Origin of the sequence: Ostreiculturibacter nitratireducens (genome assembly GCF_032670585.1) — a bacterium.
In the GTDB taxonomy this organism is placed as follows: Bacteria; Pseudomonadota; Alphaproteobacteria; order Rhodobacterales; family Rhodobacteraceae; genus Ostreiculturibacter; species Ostreiculturibacter nitratireducens.
Map to the genome: position 1 here is coordinate 344,065 of NZ_JAVQHL010000003.1, position 16,276 is coordinate 360,340.

Sequence of the window (16,276 nt, forward strand, 5' to 3'; positions counted from 1 at the left end):
CCCTCTCGAAAATCGTCCCGGAAGGCTAGCACGGGCACGCGGCCCCCCGGTTGATCTGTCTCAAACCGTCGAACCACCCGCCCCCGCGACTGTTGCCGGGGCGCCCGAAGCACGGCCGCGCTGCCGCCAAGGGGTTGACTCGCGAGGGCTGGACGTGGCGCAGATTGTTCACCCCATTCTGCTGCCAGGATTCCATAGGACCGCGCGAACACATGTTTTTCACCGCCCGCCGTACGCTTCACGCGACGATGCTCGTCGCCCTGACCTTTGCCCTCGCCGCATGTGGCGGGCCGCCCCAGACGACAGTGACGATGACCGGTCCCGAGCCCGAGGTCGTGGCGCGCTACGCCGCGGTCGAGGACAACGGCACGCTCATCCCTGCAGTCAATCCCGGCTACCTGATCGGGCAGAACGCGAGGACCCGTGTCGCCTACGCGGGAAGCGAGCGTCCCGGAACCGTCGTCGTCGATCCCCATGCACGCGTTCTCTACTACGTCGATGAAGGGGGCACGGCGATGCGTTACGGCATCGCGGTGGGCCGCGAGGGCCGTGGCTTCCGCGGCTCGGCAGTCATTTCGGTGAAGCGCGAATGGCCGCGCTGGACGCCGACCCGGAACATGATTCGCACCGACCCCGAGGTTTACGGCCCCTACGCGGCGGGCTTGCCCGGCGGCATCGAGAACCCCTTGGGCGCGCGCGCACTCTACCTCTACCGGAACGGCCGGGACACCTATTACCGCATCCACGGCACCAACAACCCATCGACCATCGGCCGCGCGACGTCGGCGGGCTGCATCCGGCTCTTCAACCAGGACATCCTCGATCTCTACGAACGCGTCGAACCCGGCTCGCCGGTGAAGGTGCGGACGCTGGAGGAATCCCTCGCGATGGAAGGCGAGATGGTGGAGAACGAGCACGGCCTGATGGTGCCCCTGTCGAGCTACCCGCCGGAAGTCCAGGCCGAAATCCGGGCCGGCAATATCCCGTGGCCCAAGTTCACGGCAATGCTCGGCGTCGCCGCGGACGAGGATACGGACGCGGGCGGGGTCTGACCCCGCCCCCGCCGCCGTTTCACAGGCGGATGACGTAGTCCTTGCGGATCGTCTCCACGACTTCCCAGGTGCCGGTGAAGCCCGGGCGAATCAGGAAACTGTCGCCCGCGCGGACGGTGCGGGTATCTCCGCCGTCCTCGGCGATGATCAGGACGCCGGAAAGGATGCGGCAGTACTCCCATTCTTCATAGGAAACGCGCCACTTTCCGGGCGTCGATTCCCATATCCCGGCATAGAGGTCGTCCTGTTCCTCGATGCTCCAGGTGGTGTGGACCGGATCGCCTGCCAGGACCACGTCGGGCTCCGGGCGGGAGATTTCGGGTTCGACGGCGTCGCAGATCAGGCTTTGGAAGTTGGTCATGAGTGGCCTTTCGAGAAGAAGGCCCCGGAGATGGTCCGGGGCCTCGCCGTCGCGTCGTAGCGGGTCGGTGCGTCTCAGTCCACCCAGTGCACCGCGGTCAGATCGTTGGCCTGCGTGGGCGCGTTTTCCCACAGCCCCTCGATCTTCGCGTTTGCGACGCCGGTCTTGGCAAGCTGGAAGAGATACGCGTTCACGAAATCCTCGGCGATCATCCGCTGCGCATCCTTCAGGATCGCGGAACGCTCGGCCGGGTCCACCGTGACGTTGAGCTTGTCCATCAGAGCCACGAACTCGGGCTTGCCGTACTGGAAGTAGTATTCCGGCCGGGCGTAGATGTTGATGTCGGCGGGCTCGGTGTGGCTGACGATGGTCAGGTCGAAATCCTTGCCCTTGAACACCTGTTCAAGCCACTGCGCCCATTCGAGGTTCGAGATCTCGGTCTCGATCCCCACGGCGCGAAGCTGCGCCGCGATGATCTCGCCGCCCCGGCGGGCATAGGTGGGCGGGGGCAGCGCGAGGCGGAGCTTGAGGTCGCTCACCCCGGCCTCGGCCAGCAGCGCCTTCGACTTCTCGGGGTCGTAGGCCGACAGCTCCGTCAGATCGACGTAGTCGGGATTGTGCGGGGCGAAGTGCGTGCCGATCGGCGTGCCGTAGCCGAACATCGCGCCGTCGATGATTTCCTGGCGGTTGATCGCATGGGCGATGGCCTCGCGCACCTTCACGTTCGACAGCACCTCGTTCTTGTTGTTCATGGCGAGGATCGTCTCACCCTCGGTCGAGCCCACGATCACCTTGAAGCGCGGATCGGCCTCCAGCTGCGGCAGCGTCTCGGGCGCCGGGAAGTTCGGGAAGGCGTCCACGTCGCCCGCCATCATCGCGGCGAAGGCGGCGGTGGGGTCGGAGATGAACTTGAACGTCGCCTTTGCGAGCGCCGGTTTCTCTCCCCAGTAGCCGGGATAGGCCTCGACCGTCACATGGTCGCCCTGAAGCCACTCGACGAACTTGAAGGGGCCGGTTCCGACCGGGTTCGTGGCCGCGTTCCCGACCGATTCCGGCGCGACGATCACAGCGTCGCCCCAGGCCATGTTGAACGGGAAGGCGCCGTTCGGGCTCGACAGCGTCACCTTGACGGTAAGTGGGTCGACGACCTCGACGCTTTCGATCCCGGCGAAGAGGGCCTTCTGGGCGTTGGCGCTGTCCTCGGCCCGGGCGCGGTCGAGCGAGAACTTCACGTCCTCGGCGTCCATCGTCGTGCCGTCATGGAACGTCACGCCGGAATGGAGGTGGAAGGTGTAGACCTTGCCCTCCTCTGTGACATCCCAGCTTTCCGCGAGCGCGGGCCGGATCGACCCGTCGGGTCCGAAGCGGGTGAGGCCCTCGAAGACATTGGCATAGACAACCTCGTCGATCGCGGCGGCCGCGCCGGCCGTCGGATCGAGGTTCGGGGGTTCGAGCACCATGCCGAGGGTGATCGTGTCCTGCGCGGCGAACGCGGCGCCGGCGGACAACGCAAGAACTGCTGCGGAGATTTTCAGGTGGTTCAACATGAAGGCCCCTTTCCGTCCTCCCCACGACACGCGGGGTCGATTGGCCCATCATTGGACGGATCGCGACACCAATCAAGCGACAGCCAGAGCCCCCGGTTCTCTGCGTCGGCGAACGCGCCCACTGGAAACGATGCCGCAGCGCAGCTAGAAAGCGGGCGACGCCGCTGCAGGGGAGGAAGGCAATGAGTGTCACCGCGACGACCGGGCGCCCGACACCACTGGATATCCGCGGGCAAAAGGGCGGCGCGCCGCTTGTCTGCCTGACCGCCTACACGACGCCGGTGGCCGGCCTCGTCGATCCTCATTGCGACATCGTCCTTGTGGGCGACAGCCTGGCGATGGTGGTGCACGGGCTTCCCTCGACGCTGCAGGCGACGATGGAGATGATGGTCCTCCACGGCCAGGCGGTCGCCCGAGGCCTGTCAAAGGCGATGATGGTCGTGGATCTGCCCTTCGGCGCCTACGAGGAGGGGCCGGAGCAGGCGTTCAGAAACGCCGCGCGCCTGATGCGGGAGACGGGCGCGGCGGCGGTGAAGCTGGAGGGCGGAACGCACATGGCCGAAACGGTCGCGTTCCTCGTCGCGCGCGGCGTGCCGGTCATGGGCCATGTCGGATTGACGCCGCAGGCGGTCAACACGCTCGGCGGCTACAAGGTTCAGGGCCGTGGCCCGGACGCCGAACGCATCCGCGAAGACGCGGCGGCCGTCGCCGAGGCCGGCGCCTTCGCGGTCGTCCTGGAAAAGGTGCCGGACGCGCTCGCGCGCGAGATCACCGCCGCCATTTCCGTCCCCACCATCGGGATCGGCGCATCGCCCGACTGCGACGGGCAGATTCTCGTCGTGGACGACATGCTGGGGCTCTTCACAGAGTTCCGGCCGAAATTCGTCAAGCGCTACGCCGATCTCGGGGCAGAGGCCGACCGCGCGATTGCCGCCTACGCGGCTGAAGTCAGGGCAAGGACCTTCCCGGCGCCCGAACACGTCTTTGGCGAGGAGCCCGCGCAATCATGATGATCGTCCGTAGCGTCGCGGAACTGCGCGCGAAGGTGGCGGCGTGGCGCCGCGCGGAGGAAATCGTCGGCGTCGTCCCGACCATGGGCGCGCTGCACGCGGGGCACCTCAGCCTCGTCGAGGCGGCGAAGGGCGCATGTGACCGGGTGATCGTGACGATCTTCGTGAACCCCAAGCAGTTCAACAACCCCGAGGACCTCGCGAAATATCCCCGCACCGAGGAACGCGACGCGGAGCTGCTCGACCCCCATGGTGTCGACGTGGTCTTCGCGCCTCCGGCGTCCGAGGTCTATCCCGATGGTTTCGCCACGAAGGTCAGCGTCGCAGGGCTGGGGGATCCACTTTGCGGCGCGCACAGGCCGGGGCATTTCGACGGCGTCGCCACGGTCGTGACCAAGCTTTTCGGCATGACCAATGCCGACCGGGCCTTCTTCGGAGAGAAGGACTGGCAGCAGCTCCAGATCGTCCGGCGGCTCGTCAAGGACCTGAACCTGCCGGTCGAGATCACCGGCTGCCCGACGTTGCGCGATCCGGACGGCGTCGCGATGTCCTCGCGGAACGGGCGGCTTTCGCCCGAGGATCGCGCGAAGGCCTGCGTGCTTCCCCGCGCGATGCAGGACGCGGCGGCGGCCATCGCATCCGGCGGCACGGCAGCCGAAGCGCTTGCCACAGCACGGACGGCGATCCTCGAGGCAGGCTTTGCCGAGGTGGAATACCTTGAACTCCGCGCCGCCGAGGATCTTGCGCCCCTGGAACGTCCGGACCGCCCGGCGCGGATCTTCGCGGCCGCATGGCTGGGCGGGGTCCGGTTGATCGACAACATCGCGGTTCCGGAGATGAACCCGGCCTGAGACCCGTGGCTCAGGGCGCGAGGAGTTCGGACAGGACCAGCGCCATGACGCCCGCGCTGTCCTGCATGTCCTGCACGCCCACCCATTCGTCGGGCTGGTGCGCGAGGTCGAGGATGCCGGGGCCGTAGGCGATGCAGTTGTGCAGCTTCCCGATCCGGTCGATGTGCTTCTGGTCGTAGGTTCCGGGCGAGACGACGTAGCCCGCGCTCTGGCCGAGGACTTTCTCGATCGCCTGCGCGGTGGTCCTGACGACGGGCGCGTCCTTCTCGGTCATCGTGGGCTGCACTTCGAAGAGATCGCGGACCTCGTATTCGAAGCTCGGGCGGCGCGATTTGACCGTTTCGAGCATCCGCGTCACCTCGCGCTTCACCTCGGCGAGGTCTTCTTCGATCAGGAAGCGGCGGTCGATGACGATCCGGCAGCGGTCCGCGACGCAGGGCGCGGGGAGGCCGGTGTAGCCATCCTCCTGCTCCGCCTCGCCGCCGTGGATGGAGTTGATGTTGAGCGTGGACTGGCGCGCGCCCTCGGGGATCACCGGCATCTCGGTCCGCTTGCCCGCGAGAAGCGGGAAGAGCGTGGCCTCCATCTCCTCCAGCACGGCGCCCATGTGGCGGATGGCGCTGTCGCCGAGGAAAGGCATGGAGCCGTGCGCGATTCGGCCCTTCGTCTCGATCTCGGCCCACCAGACGCCGCGATGGCCAAGGCAGATACGGTCCTTGTGCAGGGGTTCGGGGATGATGACGTGCTGGACGCGGTCGGGCGCGAACCATCCGCGTTCGGCAAGGTAGGCGACTCCGCCATAACCGCCGGATTCCTCGTCGGCAGTGGCGGAAATCTCGATCGCGCCCCGGTGGCCGGGGCAGGCGGCGATGAAGGCTTCGGCGGCGTTGATCGCGGCGGCGAGGCCGCCCTTCATGTCGCAGGAGCCTCGGCCGTAGATCCGGTCGCCGTCCAGTTCCCCGCCGAAGGGATCGCGGGTCCAGCCGTGGCCCACTTCCACCACGTCATGGTGGCCGTTGAAATGCACGCAGTCGCCGGGCGCCGCACCCTCGCGCCGGGCCACTAGGTTCCATCTGGGGTGGGCGTCGCTGTCACCCGGCGCGCCTTCCGCGCGGATCAGGTCGACGCGGAAGCCCGAGCCGGAAAGCCGCGCGGCGAGGTAGTCGCAGATCTCGCGGTAGTTGCGTCCCGGCGGGTTCAGCGTGGGTATGCGGATCAGGTCCTGCGTCAGCGCGATCAGCTCCGCGCGGCGGGCGGCGACTTCGTCCAAAAGGGTCCGGCCGGATACGTCCATGCGTGAAAAGCTAGCCCTGCCCCCGACCGGGGGCAATCCGAAAGCGGGTGACGTGGCTGGAGGATTTTGCAATAAATTCCGCATAGCCGGGGGTGCAAAGGCCTGCGCGCCTCCCAAATATAGTAAATGAGATTAACATTGAGGGCGAAGATGGCGGATTTCGGCGCGCAGATCCTGGAAAGCCAGAAGCAGGTCGCGGAAGCGCAGACGAAGATTTCGGAACTGACGAGCCGGATCGAGACGGCGCGACAGAAGATGCAGGCGGGCGAGGACATCGCGCTCGACATCGAGAACGCGACGCTCGAGGACGTGCACCACCACACGGAACTGATGAACGCCAACATCGCCGAACTGATCATGGGGCTCGACGACGTGACGACCGCGTTTTCCAAGGACTTCGACGAGATGCGGTCGAAGACCGGGTGGGAAAGCTTCGTCGGCATCTTCTCCCAGGGCAAGTCGGAGGCGATGCGGCAGGAGCGGCTGCGGGCGGCGAGCATCGACGACAAGCTCCAGGACCTGATTTCCAAGTCCGACGTCATCGTGAAGCTGCTCGAGGGCCAGCTCGGCGTGCTGAACACCCACAAGTCGAAGGTCGAAACGAACCTGACCGAGACGCTCTCCGAACGCGAGACGACGGTGGGCGACCTCGAAGCGGTCAGGGCGGAAATCCTGGCGATGGACCCCCGGCTCATCGAACTGGAAAACAAGATCGCCGTGGAACAGGACGCGGCCGCGCGGACGAAGCTTGAAAGCGAGCTCGCGGCGCTCAACACCCGCTACAACGCGCTGGTGCAGGACGAGCAGGTGAAGGTGGCGAAATCCCAGACGCTGGAACGCTACATCGAGAAGGGCAAGACCTGGATCGACAGCCTGCAGAACCAGGCGGCCACCCAGATGGTGCTGATCAACAAGCTGCAGACAGACACCAAGCAGCGCGTCGTCCTCTACGACGCGCTCACGAAATCGCTCAAGACCGCGCAGCAGCAGGACGTCGCGCACCGGATCAACGAGATCGGCGTCAAGACCGACCAGGAGGCGCAGACCGCGATGGCCGGGATTGGCGCGGCGACCAACACGCGGATGGCCGAGATGCTGGAAGCGCACGAGGACCAGATGGTCTTCGCGAGGAAGGTTCTGGAGCAGAAGGCGAAGGCCGACGAGCGGTTCGCCCGCCGCTTCGCGGCGATCGTCGAGAAGCACGACAAGAACCTTTACGGTGGCTGAGTGGACAAGGCCGACCTGACCCGCGACCACAAGGCGCTGGAGGACGACCTCGCCGCCCGCCGCTACTTCGCCAAGTTCGAGCGGATCACGCGGCTGATGGCCGGGATCGCGGAGGAGATGAAGGAGGAACGCGCGCTTTCAAAGATGGAGGCCGTGATCCTGGGCGCCTATGTCGGCGCGATTTCCGCGACATTCCGCGCCCTGAGCTTCAAGTACCTCGTCGCCGGCCGGATGCCCGAACTCGGGCGGCGCCACCTGACCATCGACCTCCACGAGAGCGGGTTCCCGATCTACCAGGAACTCGTCACGATGGCGAACGACGCCGCGCAGGCGGGCAAGCATCTCGAGGGGATGCCGTCGGCGGAAGCCCTCAGGGACCAGATGATCCGCCAGATCCTGTCGGAAAGGACGGTGCCCACGCGGCTGCAGTACGCGATGAGCCAGCGGCTCTACTTCGAGGCGCTGGCGCAGGGCGGGCTCTACTGGGCGCACATGCATCCCCAGGCTCAGTGGGTCGCGGATGTTGCCGAAGGGCGGCGGCGGTTCCTGGTGCATTGGGGCGTCTACGATTCCCAGATGAACGTGCCGGTGATCTACCTTCTGGAGGTGGAGGACACCGGGCGGAAGGCGCTGCCGCTCGACGAATACCGCTGGCCCCGGGCGCAGACGCATCTTCTGGCGCAGTCGGTGAGCGGGCTGAAGCTCGTCACGATCGCCAAGGGTCTGGATGCCGACTTCGACGACCTGCACCCGAAGCGGCTCCGGCGCCTGTTCCTCGGCCCGATGTATTCCTCCGCCTTCACGCTTCAGACGGGACCCCTGCGGGAAGTCCTGGAGGGCGCGAAGGCGCCGCCCGGAGACGACTGGGCACTGGCATGGACGACCGAGGAGCTGGAATCCGAACGGGTGGAACTGGAGAAATCCGGCTGGTTCTCGACGGTCGAGCGGGAGGTCTTCCGCCTCGATCCGTTCTCGGGGCGCGGGGCGGACACCGGCGCGACTCGGGTGACGCGGAGCCTGATCCTGCCTCAGCGGCCATTCCAGGTGCTGGCTGAGCGGGACCCCGAAGGCTTCCGCGCCGTCCGGAAATACGTGGTGGGCCCCGAAGGCCGGGTTGGCGTCTATGGATGATCCGCGCGCATTCCTGGAGGCGGTGCAGGCGGGAATTTCCCACCCCCGCACCCGCGGAGGACTTCTTCGCCCGGACGGAGACAAATCAAGGGGGCTGGAATGAACGCGCCGCGCGATGAGATGGAACTGAAGGAAGAGGCGATCCGCGAGCATTACGCGGCGGCGGCGAACCTGCTCTCCGGCCTCGACCATACGCCGCGCCTCGCGAAGGCCGAGGCCGTCGCAGCGCCGTCGGAGCGGTCGCCGGGGATCGGGACGCGTCCGCGTTTCCGCTCGACCACGCCGGGCCTCGTCACGCGCTCCACCGCGCGGCCGGAGGGAGTGCGGCTGATCGAGCGGATCGAGGCGGTGGGCGGGGACGACCCGATCACCTCGCCCGCTCAGGCGGCGGTGATGCAGTCCCTGCGCCGCGCGCTCGCCATCGCCCTCGCCGTGGGAGAGATGTTTTCGGCGCAGACGGGGCTTTCGGAGCTGAAGAAGGCCAACCTGGAAGGCCGGCTCCCCGATGCACGGCGTGCGGAATTTTCCGAGCTTCTCGCAGCGGAGGCTCTGGTGACGCTGTCCGTCTTCGCCAACGCGACCGCTTTCCTCCTCGCCCCGCACGCGACCGAGCAGACGGTGGAGATCGGGACCGTCGAAGAGGTTCTGACCGACAACGCGCAACTCGCGCTGCACGGGGCGCTATGGGAACTGGATCAGGACATCGCGGTTTTCGGCACCGACGAGGCGCGGATGGTCGCGTCGGTCCTCGCCTATGCCGAACAGCTGACGGAAAACGTGCGCCTGCGCGCCGAGACGGCACCCAGGCTTGGCGCGTTCACCGGGGCGAACTATCGGATCGAGGCGGATGATTTCCCGATTGCGGGCTTCGCACCCTCGCGGAAGGCGCGCGGCACCGCGCTCGTCATGGCGTTCAAGAAGCCCGAGGAGGTCGTGGGCAACCACATCGCCAAGTACCAGGCGATGCGGCTTGCGAAGATGCTGATGGCCTACGACTTCGAGCGGAAGCTGAACCCTTTCGCCGAACTCGGCGGCTTCATCTTCACCTTCATGGGCGACGGCAAGCCCGGCACCGGGAAGACGACGCTGATCCAGATGATGGCGGGGCTTCTTGATGGCTACTGCCGGGTGGCGGAATACCCGTTCCGCTACCAGAACCTGTCGATCGAGAACGTGGATTCCTACCAGGGCAAATCCGGGCAGAACGCCAAGGCCTTCATCCGGAACGTGATGGACCCCGCGGTGATCGGCTTTGGCACGATCGACGACATCGACCAGATCGCGGGCAAGCGCGGGGACCGCCAGTCGAGCGCGGGCCAGCAGGAGATCACCGCCGTCCTGATGGAAAGCTTCTCGGGGGCGAACACGGTCGTTCGCGGAAACTGCAGCTTCGGGATGTTCTCGAACTACCCCGAGAACGTGGATGACGCGCTGCGCCAGCGGGCCGGCGCCCGGTTCCTCGTCGACGGGCCGCAGACGCGGGAGGATTACATCGACATCCTCGCGCTGCTCCTGGGCAAGAACCACTCGATCCCCCTGGGGGTCCACGACCTCTATGCCGCGCAGGAGATCAAGCGGGCGGTGGCCGAAAGCTTCGAGCGGCACTCGCGGCCCCTAGAGGATGGCCTTGAAAACGTCTTCGACAGGGTCCGCGACGAAATCGGGGAACTCGATACCATGGCCAAGCTCGGGACCTACCTGAAGGCGATCCAGGCAGCGGACGAACGCTTCACCGGCCGCGCGATCAAGAACATCACCGACGCGGTGAAGGTCCGCGCGATGGACTTCGAGCTGCCGGACGAGTGGCTGGAGGAACCCGAGCTCTTCCTCTTCAAGGACTACGAGACGAAGAAGGCGATGATCGGAGAGCTGCGCCGCCCGATCACCGTCGAGATGGTCGTGCAGGAGATCAACCGCTACGCGGACAGCGAGTTCCGCTATGCCGACAAGTCCGACGAGGCCGCGATCGAGAACGCCGTGCGCGAGATGCGCCGGATGGAGGAGGCCAAGCGGCGGTATCTGGACGGTAAGGCGCCATGAAACGCCTCATCCAGAAAGGCCTGATGTTCGGCAATCTCGTCCACATCGAGAGCCCGGCGCTGGTGGAGCGCTACAACCGCGCCTTGAAGGCACTGACCGGGAAGGTGACGGGGCTTCCCGATTTCCACGTCGACATCTCGGGCTATTCGCCGGAGGTGGGCGACGAGCTTGACGACCACCTCTACCTGAACCGCAACGGCTGCAACCGGCAGTTCATCCTTCTGACGACGGAGCAGAAGAAAGCGCCCCTGCTGAACGCGAAGTTCTCGACCTCGCGCGGGATCCTCAGGCGCTTCATCGAGGAGAACGAGGCGCAGCTTTTCACCCTGACCGCGCGCGACGCCGTGGCGGGGGAGCTTGAGAACACGGTCTTCCAGATCGACACGCCGGCGCGGCTGTTCGACATCCGCCGGGTGACGGTCGCGGCGGACACGACCGGGAACCACGTGGCCGAGGCCGGGAAGCTTTCGGAACTGATCGAGCGGTTCCGGACGGAAGAGGACGCCTGGTGGGACGACGTGCTGATCGCGGACATGATCGGGCGCGCGAAGGTCGTGGGCGACGTGGTGCGAAACCCGGTGGCGCTGAAATCCACCAGCTTCGACCAGCAGAATTTCTGGACCTCGCATTTCGGCGGCATCTACATCTTCCGCGATCTCGACCACCCGGCCGCGATCTCGGCCGCGCCGCGCGAGGAAGTCGGCGCGCTTCCGATCAAGTATCACTTCGACATGCGGGACCGGAACGGGATCGCGAAATTCCTGGAACTTAACGACCTCGTGGAGCCCATCGTGACCGCGCGGGGGGCGGACGCGGCGGCGATCCTGCGGCAGAAGATGGATTTCATCCTTGTGGACGCCGCGGCATCCCTCGGGATCGACGCGGGCGCGGGGACACGGCGGGAACTCAGGATCGTCGCGGCGAAGCTCGGCTCGGCGCTGCCAGACGAGTTCCAGGGGCTTGCGGCACTTCTGCGCTACGTCGAGGCGGGCGGGGCCTGGCCGCGCATCACCTCGGCGCATCCGGCGTATTTCTACACACTTCGGTCGAAGCCGCATGCGGACCGTGACCTCGTGAACATGCTCCTGGCGGAATTGTCGCCGCTCGACGTTCGGCAGCTTTTCATCTGTCACAAGGAACTGTTCTACAGGCTCTACATGGGCTGGGACGAGGCCAAGAAGGCCTACGTGGCGGACTTCCTCGACCGCGAATACCAGGTCGACAAGGCCGGCGCGCGCGCCGCGCTGTTCGGGTCCGAGCCTTCGATGGAGGAGCCCCCCGCGCGCGGCGGGGCACGGCGTGATATTGTCGACATCGTCGGCCCCTGGGGCGCCGTGATGAGGGACAAGAGATGATCGGTTTTCTGCGCCTTGCCGTCTTCGGATTCGTCGGCCTCACGGTGATCTATTTCCTCCTGTCCATCTATTCGCGGTCCGTCGCCCGCGAGGAGCTCGAGAAGGAATGGGATGCCGATCACCCTGAGGGGGGTGATGAAGCGGCCCGGCGCGCCTATATCGAGGCGGGTATGAGGGAGTACGAGTCCGGGCTGAGGAAGAAGCTGATCCTCCTCGTATACGTGATCCCGGTCATCGTCGTGCTGGCGCTGATCTATCTGACGAACATCTACTGAGGCGAAGATGAGATACGTGAAATGGACCTTCTGGACGATCCTCGCGCTGATCGTCTTCGCCTTCCTGCACTACAACCTGCCGCAGCACGACATCGTGCGCGTGGTGAACACCTACCAGGAACGCCAGGACCTGGGCGACTGGACGCGCATGTTCTGGTCGAGCCCGGACGACCAGTCCGGCGGCCTCGTCAACCGCGACGTGCAGTTCATCCAGACGGTGAAGGCCAACGGCAAGCCGATGGTCTACCGCAACGAGGACACGGGCTGGAACTGGCCGCCCTATTTCAAGTTCGACACCGCCAGCCTTCTGACCGAGGCGGAGGACGCGAAGTCGACGGCGGCCGATCCGAAATGGGTTGTCGTCACACATTACGGCTGGCGGAACGAGTTCATCTCGATCTTCCCGAACGCCGTCGGGATCCGCCCGGCCGAGGGGCCCGACGAGCGGATCATCCCCTGGGTCAACATCGTCATCCTGACGACGCTCGCGCTGATCCTCTTCATGATCCGGCGCATGTGGCTGCAGTTCCGCGAGAGGGTGATCGACCCGGTTCTTCAGGATGCCGGCGAGGCGATCGATCGGGTGGACGACACCGCCGACGCGGCGGCCGAAAAGGCCCGCGGGATCTGGGGCCGGTTCAAGGCATGGCTCGACACCTGGAAGGGCAAGCCGAGGCGCTGAGCGCCGCGGATTTGACCGCCCGGTCAAAGGACCGCGTTGAAACAAAGCGGCACATTGGATAGCGTGACCCGGGCGGGCCCCTGCCCCGCCGAGTTCGGGGTTTCCTCATGCAGTCCAGTCCGGCCGCCTTGTCAAACCACGACCGGAATCCCGGCGTTCCGCTCCAGCTGGACTGGTTCGAACATGTCGCGGTGAACACGCAAGCCGCCGAACGGCGCGCGGCGACCCTGACGACGCGGCGGAGCGTGAAGAAGGAATGGCAGGCGGCCTGGCTCGTCAACGCGATCCGCTGCATGGACCTGACCACGCTTTCCGGCGACGACACGGAAGATCGCGTCGCCCGGCTTTGCGCGAAGGGGCGGCAGCCCCTCGCCGATCACATCATGAAGGGGCTGGGGCTCGATGACCTTACGACTGGCGCGATCTGCGTCTACCCGACGATGGTCGCCGCCGCGGTGAAGGCGCTCCGGGGCTCCGGCGTTCCGGTCGCCTCGGTCGCTACGGGCTTTCCGGCGGGGCTGATGCCGCTCGACCTTCGGCTGGCGGAGATCCGCTATGCCGTGGACCAGGGCGCGGACGAGATCGACATCGTCATCACCCGTGCCCATGTCCTCGGCGCCGAGTGGAACGCGCTCTATGACGAGATCGCGGCGATGCGGGAGGCGGCCGGGGCGGCGCATCTGAAGACGATCCTCGCGACCGGGGACCTCAAGACGCTGCGAAACGTCTACAAGGCCAGCATGGTCGCGATGCAGGCCGGGGCGGACTTCATCAAGACCTCCACCGGGAAGGAGGGCGTCAACGCCACGCTTCCCGTGAGCCTCGTCATGGTGCGGGCGCTCAGGGACTATGGCGAGCGGACCGGATACCGGATCGGGTTCAAGCCGGCGGGCGGGATGCGGACCGCGAAGGACGCGCTCGCCTGGCAGATCCTGATGAAGGAGGAGATGGGCGCGGACTGGCTCCGGCCGGACCTCTTCCGGCTCGGCGCCTCCTCCATGCTCGGCGATATCGAACGCCAGCTCGAACACCATGTCACCGGGCGCTACGCGTCCTCCTCGCGCCATGCGCTAGCCTGAGGGTCCCATGCCGACAGTGAAAGACATCCTGGAGACGATGGACTACGGACCGGCGCCGGAGGCCAACGGCGAAGTCGTCAAATGGCTGAAGGCGCGGGGCGCGTTCGGGCATTTCATCGGCGGCGCATTCACGAGGCCCGAAGCGACTTTCGCGGTCGAGAACCCGGCGACGGGCGAGGTGCTGGCGGAGGTTTCGCAAGGCTCCCGGGCCGACGTGGAGGCTGCGGTAAAGGCGGCACGGTCGGCACAGCGGGACTGGGCGCGCCTGTCCGGGCACCAGCGGGCGAAATGGCTCTACGCGATCGCGCGGAACATCCAGAAGCGCGAACGGTTCCTTGCGGTTCTCGAGACGATGGACAACGGCAAGCCCGTCCGCGAGACGCGGGACATCGATATCCCGCTCGTCGCGCGGCACTTCTACCACCACGCGGGCTGGGCCGAGGTTCTGGCCGACGAGTTTCCGGGGACAGGCCCGGTCGGCGTCTGTGGCCAGATCATCCCGTGGAACTTCCCTCTCCTGATGCTCGCCTGGAAGATCGCGCCGGCCTTGGCGGCGGGGAACGCGGTCGTGCTGAAACCTGCCGAATACACGCCGCTGACCGCCCTCGCCTTCGCCGAGATCTGCGCCGAGATCGGTCTGCCGAAGGGCGTAGTGAACATCGTTACCGGCGACGGCGATACCGGCGCGGCGCTGGTTGCCGCTGAGGTGGACAAGATCGCCTTCACCGGCTCGACCGAGGTCGGGCGGATCATCCGCAAGGCCACGGCCGGATCGGGCAAGAAGCTGACGCTGGAGCTTGGCGGCAAGTCGCCCTTCGTGGTCTTCGCCGACGCCGACCTGGACGCCGCGGTCGAGGGCGTCGTGGATGCGATCTGGTTCAACCAGGGCCAGGTCTGCTGCGCGGGCTCGCGCATCCTCGTGCAGGAGGGGGTGGAGGAGGCCTTCACCCGGAAGCTGCGCACACGCATGGCGAAGCTGCGCGTGGGCGACCCGCTCGACAAATGCACCGACGTCGGCGCGATCGTGCACCCGGTGCAGTTGAAGCGCATCCGGGACCTCGTGGCCCGGGGCGAAGCCGAGGGCGCGGTGCTTCACCAGGCCGAATGCCAGCTGCCCGCGAAGGGGTCCTTCTTCGCGCCCGGCTTCTTCACGGGCGTCGAACCCGCCAATATCGTTTCCGACGTCGAAATCTTCGGCCCGGTCGCGACACTGACGAGCTTCCGCACGCCCGACGAGGCAGTCGAGCTTGCCAACAACACCCGCTACGGCCTCGCCGCCTCGATCTGGTCGGAGAACGTGAACCTCTGCCTCGACGTCGCATCGCGCGTGAAGGCGGGTGTGGTCTGGGTGAACTCCACCAACGTCTTCGACGCGGGCTCGGGCTTCGGCGGCTACCGCGAAAGCGGCTTCGGCCGCGAGGGCGGGCGCGAGGGGATGGGCGAATACCTCTCCTTCCCCGCGCCCAAGGAGAAGGCAGAACCGCCCGTTCACGCGCCCGAAACCTCGCCCGTCCCGGAGAGCGGCGCGAAGGCCGTCGACGGCATCGACCGGACCGCGAAGATGTATGTCGGCGGCGCGCAGAAGCGCCCCGATTCCGGCTATTCCTACGCTGTGATGGCGAAGGGCAGGCTTCTCGGGCTCGCCGGGCTCGGGAACCGCAAGGACATAAGGAACGCCGTTGAGGCCGCGCACAAGGCATCGGGCTGGGGCAAGGCTACCGGCCACAACCGGGCGCAGGTCCTCTATTACCTCGCCGAGAATCTCTCGGCCCGCGCGCAGGAGTTCACGGATCGCCTCCGGTCCGCGGGCGCCTCCAAGGGCGCGGCGGAGCGGGAAGTGGCCGTGTCGCTCGAACGCGCGTTCTGGTACGCGGCGCAGGCCGACAAGTTCGACGGCGCGGTGCACGCGACGAAGTCCGCGAACGTGACGCTCGCCATGAACGAACCCTTCGGCGTCATGGGGATCGCCTGCCCGAATGCAGCGCCGCTTCTGGGCTTCCTGAGCCTCGTCCTGCCCGCCATAGCCATGGGCAACCGCGTCGTCGCGCTACCGGCGCAGGACATGCCGCTGTCCGCGACCGACCTCTACCAGGTCCTCGACACCTCGGACCTGCCCGGCGGCGTCGTCAACATCGTGACCGGCCCGCGCGAGGAACTGACCAAGACCTTGGCCCAGCACGACGACGTGGCGGCGCTCTGGTATTGCGGCACGACCGAAGGCGCGAAGGCCATGGAGGCCGAAAGCGCGGGGAACCTCAAGGTGACTTGGGCCATCCCGAACTGCGACTGGACCGGCCCCGACGGCCAGGGCCGCCGCTACCTCTCCCGCGCGGTGCAGGTTAAGAACATCTGGGTGCCCTACGGGGAATGAG

General features: G+C 66.6%; 14 protein-coding genes. 11 read left to right on the forward strand and 3 right to left on the reverse strand.

Annotated features, from left to right (window positions below; translation table 11 throughout):
* Positions 1–212: 212 nt before the first annotated feature.
* Positions 213–1,052, forward strand: a complete 840-nt coding sequence (locus ABCN56_RS16000; RefSeq protein ID WP_343081824.1) for a L,D-transpeptidase — start codon at positions 213–215, stop codon at positions 1,050–1,052.
* A gap of 19 nt (positions 1,053–1,071) precedes the next feature.
* Here ABCN56_RS16000 and ABCN56_RS16005 read toward each other — a convergent pair whose 3' ends face one another.
* Positions 1,072–1,413 carry a cupin domain-containing protein gene (locus tag ABCN56_RS16005; RefSeq protein WP_343081825.1) on the reverse strand — a complete coding sequence of 114 codons (342 nt, stop codon included), beginning with the start codon at positions 1,411–1,413 and terminating at the stop codon, positions 1,072–1,074.
* Between the two features lie 74 nt (positions 1,414–1,487).
* The gene (locus tag ABCN56_RS16010; RefSeq protein ID WP_343081826.1) at positions 1,488–2,960 is read right to left on the reverse strand and encodes an ABC transporter substrate-binding protein; all 1,473 of its coding nucleotides are present in this window, start codon (positions 2,958–2,960) and stop codon (positions 1,488–1,490) included.
* A gap of 182 nt (positions 2,961–3,142) precedes the next feature.
* On the opposite strand from ABCN56_RS16010, the gene panB reads away from it, so the two are divergent.
* Both panB and panC read left to right on the forward strand, forming a co-directional pair.
* Positions 3,143–3,970 carry a 3-methyl-2-oxobutanoate hydroxymethyltransferase gene (gene panB, locus ABCN56_RS16015; RefSeq protein WP_343081827.1) on the forward strand — a complete coding sequence of 276 codons (828 nt, stop codon included), beginning with the start codon at positions 3,143–3,145 and terminating at the stop codon, positions 3,968–3,970.
* Positions 3,967–4,821 carry a pantoate--beta-alanine ligase gene (gene panC, locus ABCN56_RS16020; protein WP_425466113.1) on the forward strand — a complete coding sequence of 285 codons (855 nt, stop codon included), beginning with the start codon at positions 3,967–3,969 and terminating at the stop codon, positions 4,819–4,821. Before panB ends, panC begins: the two co-directional genes overlap by 4 nt.
* A 10-nt stretch (positions 4,822–4,831) precedes the next feature.
* Here panC and ABCN56_RS16025 read toward each other — a convergent pair whose 3' ends face one another.
* The gene (locus tag ABCN56_RS16025; RefSeq protein WP_343081828.1) at positions 4,832–6,115 is read right to left on the reverse strand and encodes an acetylornithine deacetylase/succinyl-diaminopimelate desuccinylase family protein; all 1,284 of its coding nucleotides are present in this window, start codon (positions 6,113–6,115) and stop codon (positions 4,832–4,834) included.
* A gap of 150 nt (positions 6,116–6,265) precedes the next feature.
* Between ABCN56_RS16025 and ABCN56_RS16030 the strand changes: the two genes are divergently transcribed.
* The 8 genes from ABCN56_RS16030 to ABCN56_RS16065 all read left to right on the forward strand — a co-directional run bounded on the left by ABCN56_RS16030 (position 6,266) and on the right by ABCN56_RS16065 (position 16,275).
* On the forward strand, positions 6,266–7,342 hold the full coding sequence (locus ABCN56_RS16030; RefSeq protein WP_343081829.1) for a hypothetical protein: 1,077 nt from the start codon (positions 6,266–6,268) through the stop codon (positions 7,340–7,342).
* Positions 7,343–8,473: a hypothetical protein gene (locus tag ABCN56_RS16035; RefSeq protein WP_343081830.1), complete on the forward strand. Its 1,131-nt coding sequence runs from the start codon at positions 7,343–7,345 to the stop codon at positions 8,471–8,473.
* 99 nt (positions 8,474–8,572) lie between these two features.
* The gene (locus ABCN56_RS16040) at positions 8,573–10,513 is read left to right on the forward strand and encodes an AAA family ATPase (RefSeq protein WP_343081831.1); all 1,941 of its coding nucleotides are present in this window, start codon (positions 8,573–8,575) and stop codon (positions 10,511–10,513) included.
* Positions 10,510–11,868: a DUF6638 family protein gene (locus ABCN56_RS16045; protein WP_343081832.1), complete on the forward strand. Its 1,359-nt coding sequence runs from the start codon at positions 10,510–10,512 to the stop codon at positions 11,866–11,868. Before ABCN56_RS16040 ends, ABCN56_RS16045 begins: the two co-directional genes overlap by 4 nt.
* Complete coding sequence (locus ABCN56_RS16050) at positions 11,865–12,143, forward strand: hypothetical protein (RefSeq protein WP_343081833.1); 279 nt, start codon at positions 11,865–11,867, stop codon at positions 12,141–12,143. The genes ABCN56_RS16045 and ABCN56_RS16050 overlap by 4 nt, the downstream gene beginning before the upstream one ends.
* Before the next feature lie 7 nt (positions 12,144–12,150).
* Positions 12,151–12,825 carry a DUF1523 family protein gene (locus tag ABCN56_RS16055; RefSeq protein WP_343081834.1) on the forward strand — a complete coding sequence of 225 codons (675 nt, stop codon included), beginning with the start codon at positions 12,151–12,153 and terminating at the stop codon, positions 12,823–12,825.
* A 107-nt stretch (positions 12,826–12,932) separates the two neighbouring features.
* Positions 12,933–13,904, forward strand: coding sequence for a deoxyribose-phosphate aldolase (deoC, locus tag ABCN56_RS16060; protein WP_343081835.1), 972 nt, complete (start codon positions 12,933–12,935; stop codon positions 13,902–13,904).
* A gap of 7 nt (positions 13,905–13,911) precedes the next feature.
* Positions 13,912–16,275, forward strand: a complete 2,364-nt coding sequence (locus ABCN56_RS16065) for an aldehyde dehydrogenase family protein (RefSeq protein WP_343081836.1) — start codon at positions 13,912–13,914, stop codon at positions 16,273–16,275.
* Position 16,276 lies beyond the last annotated feature (1 nt).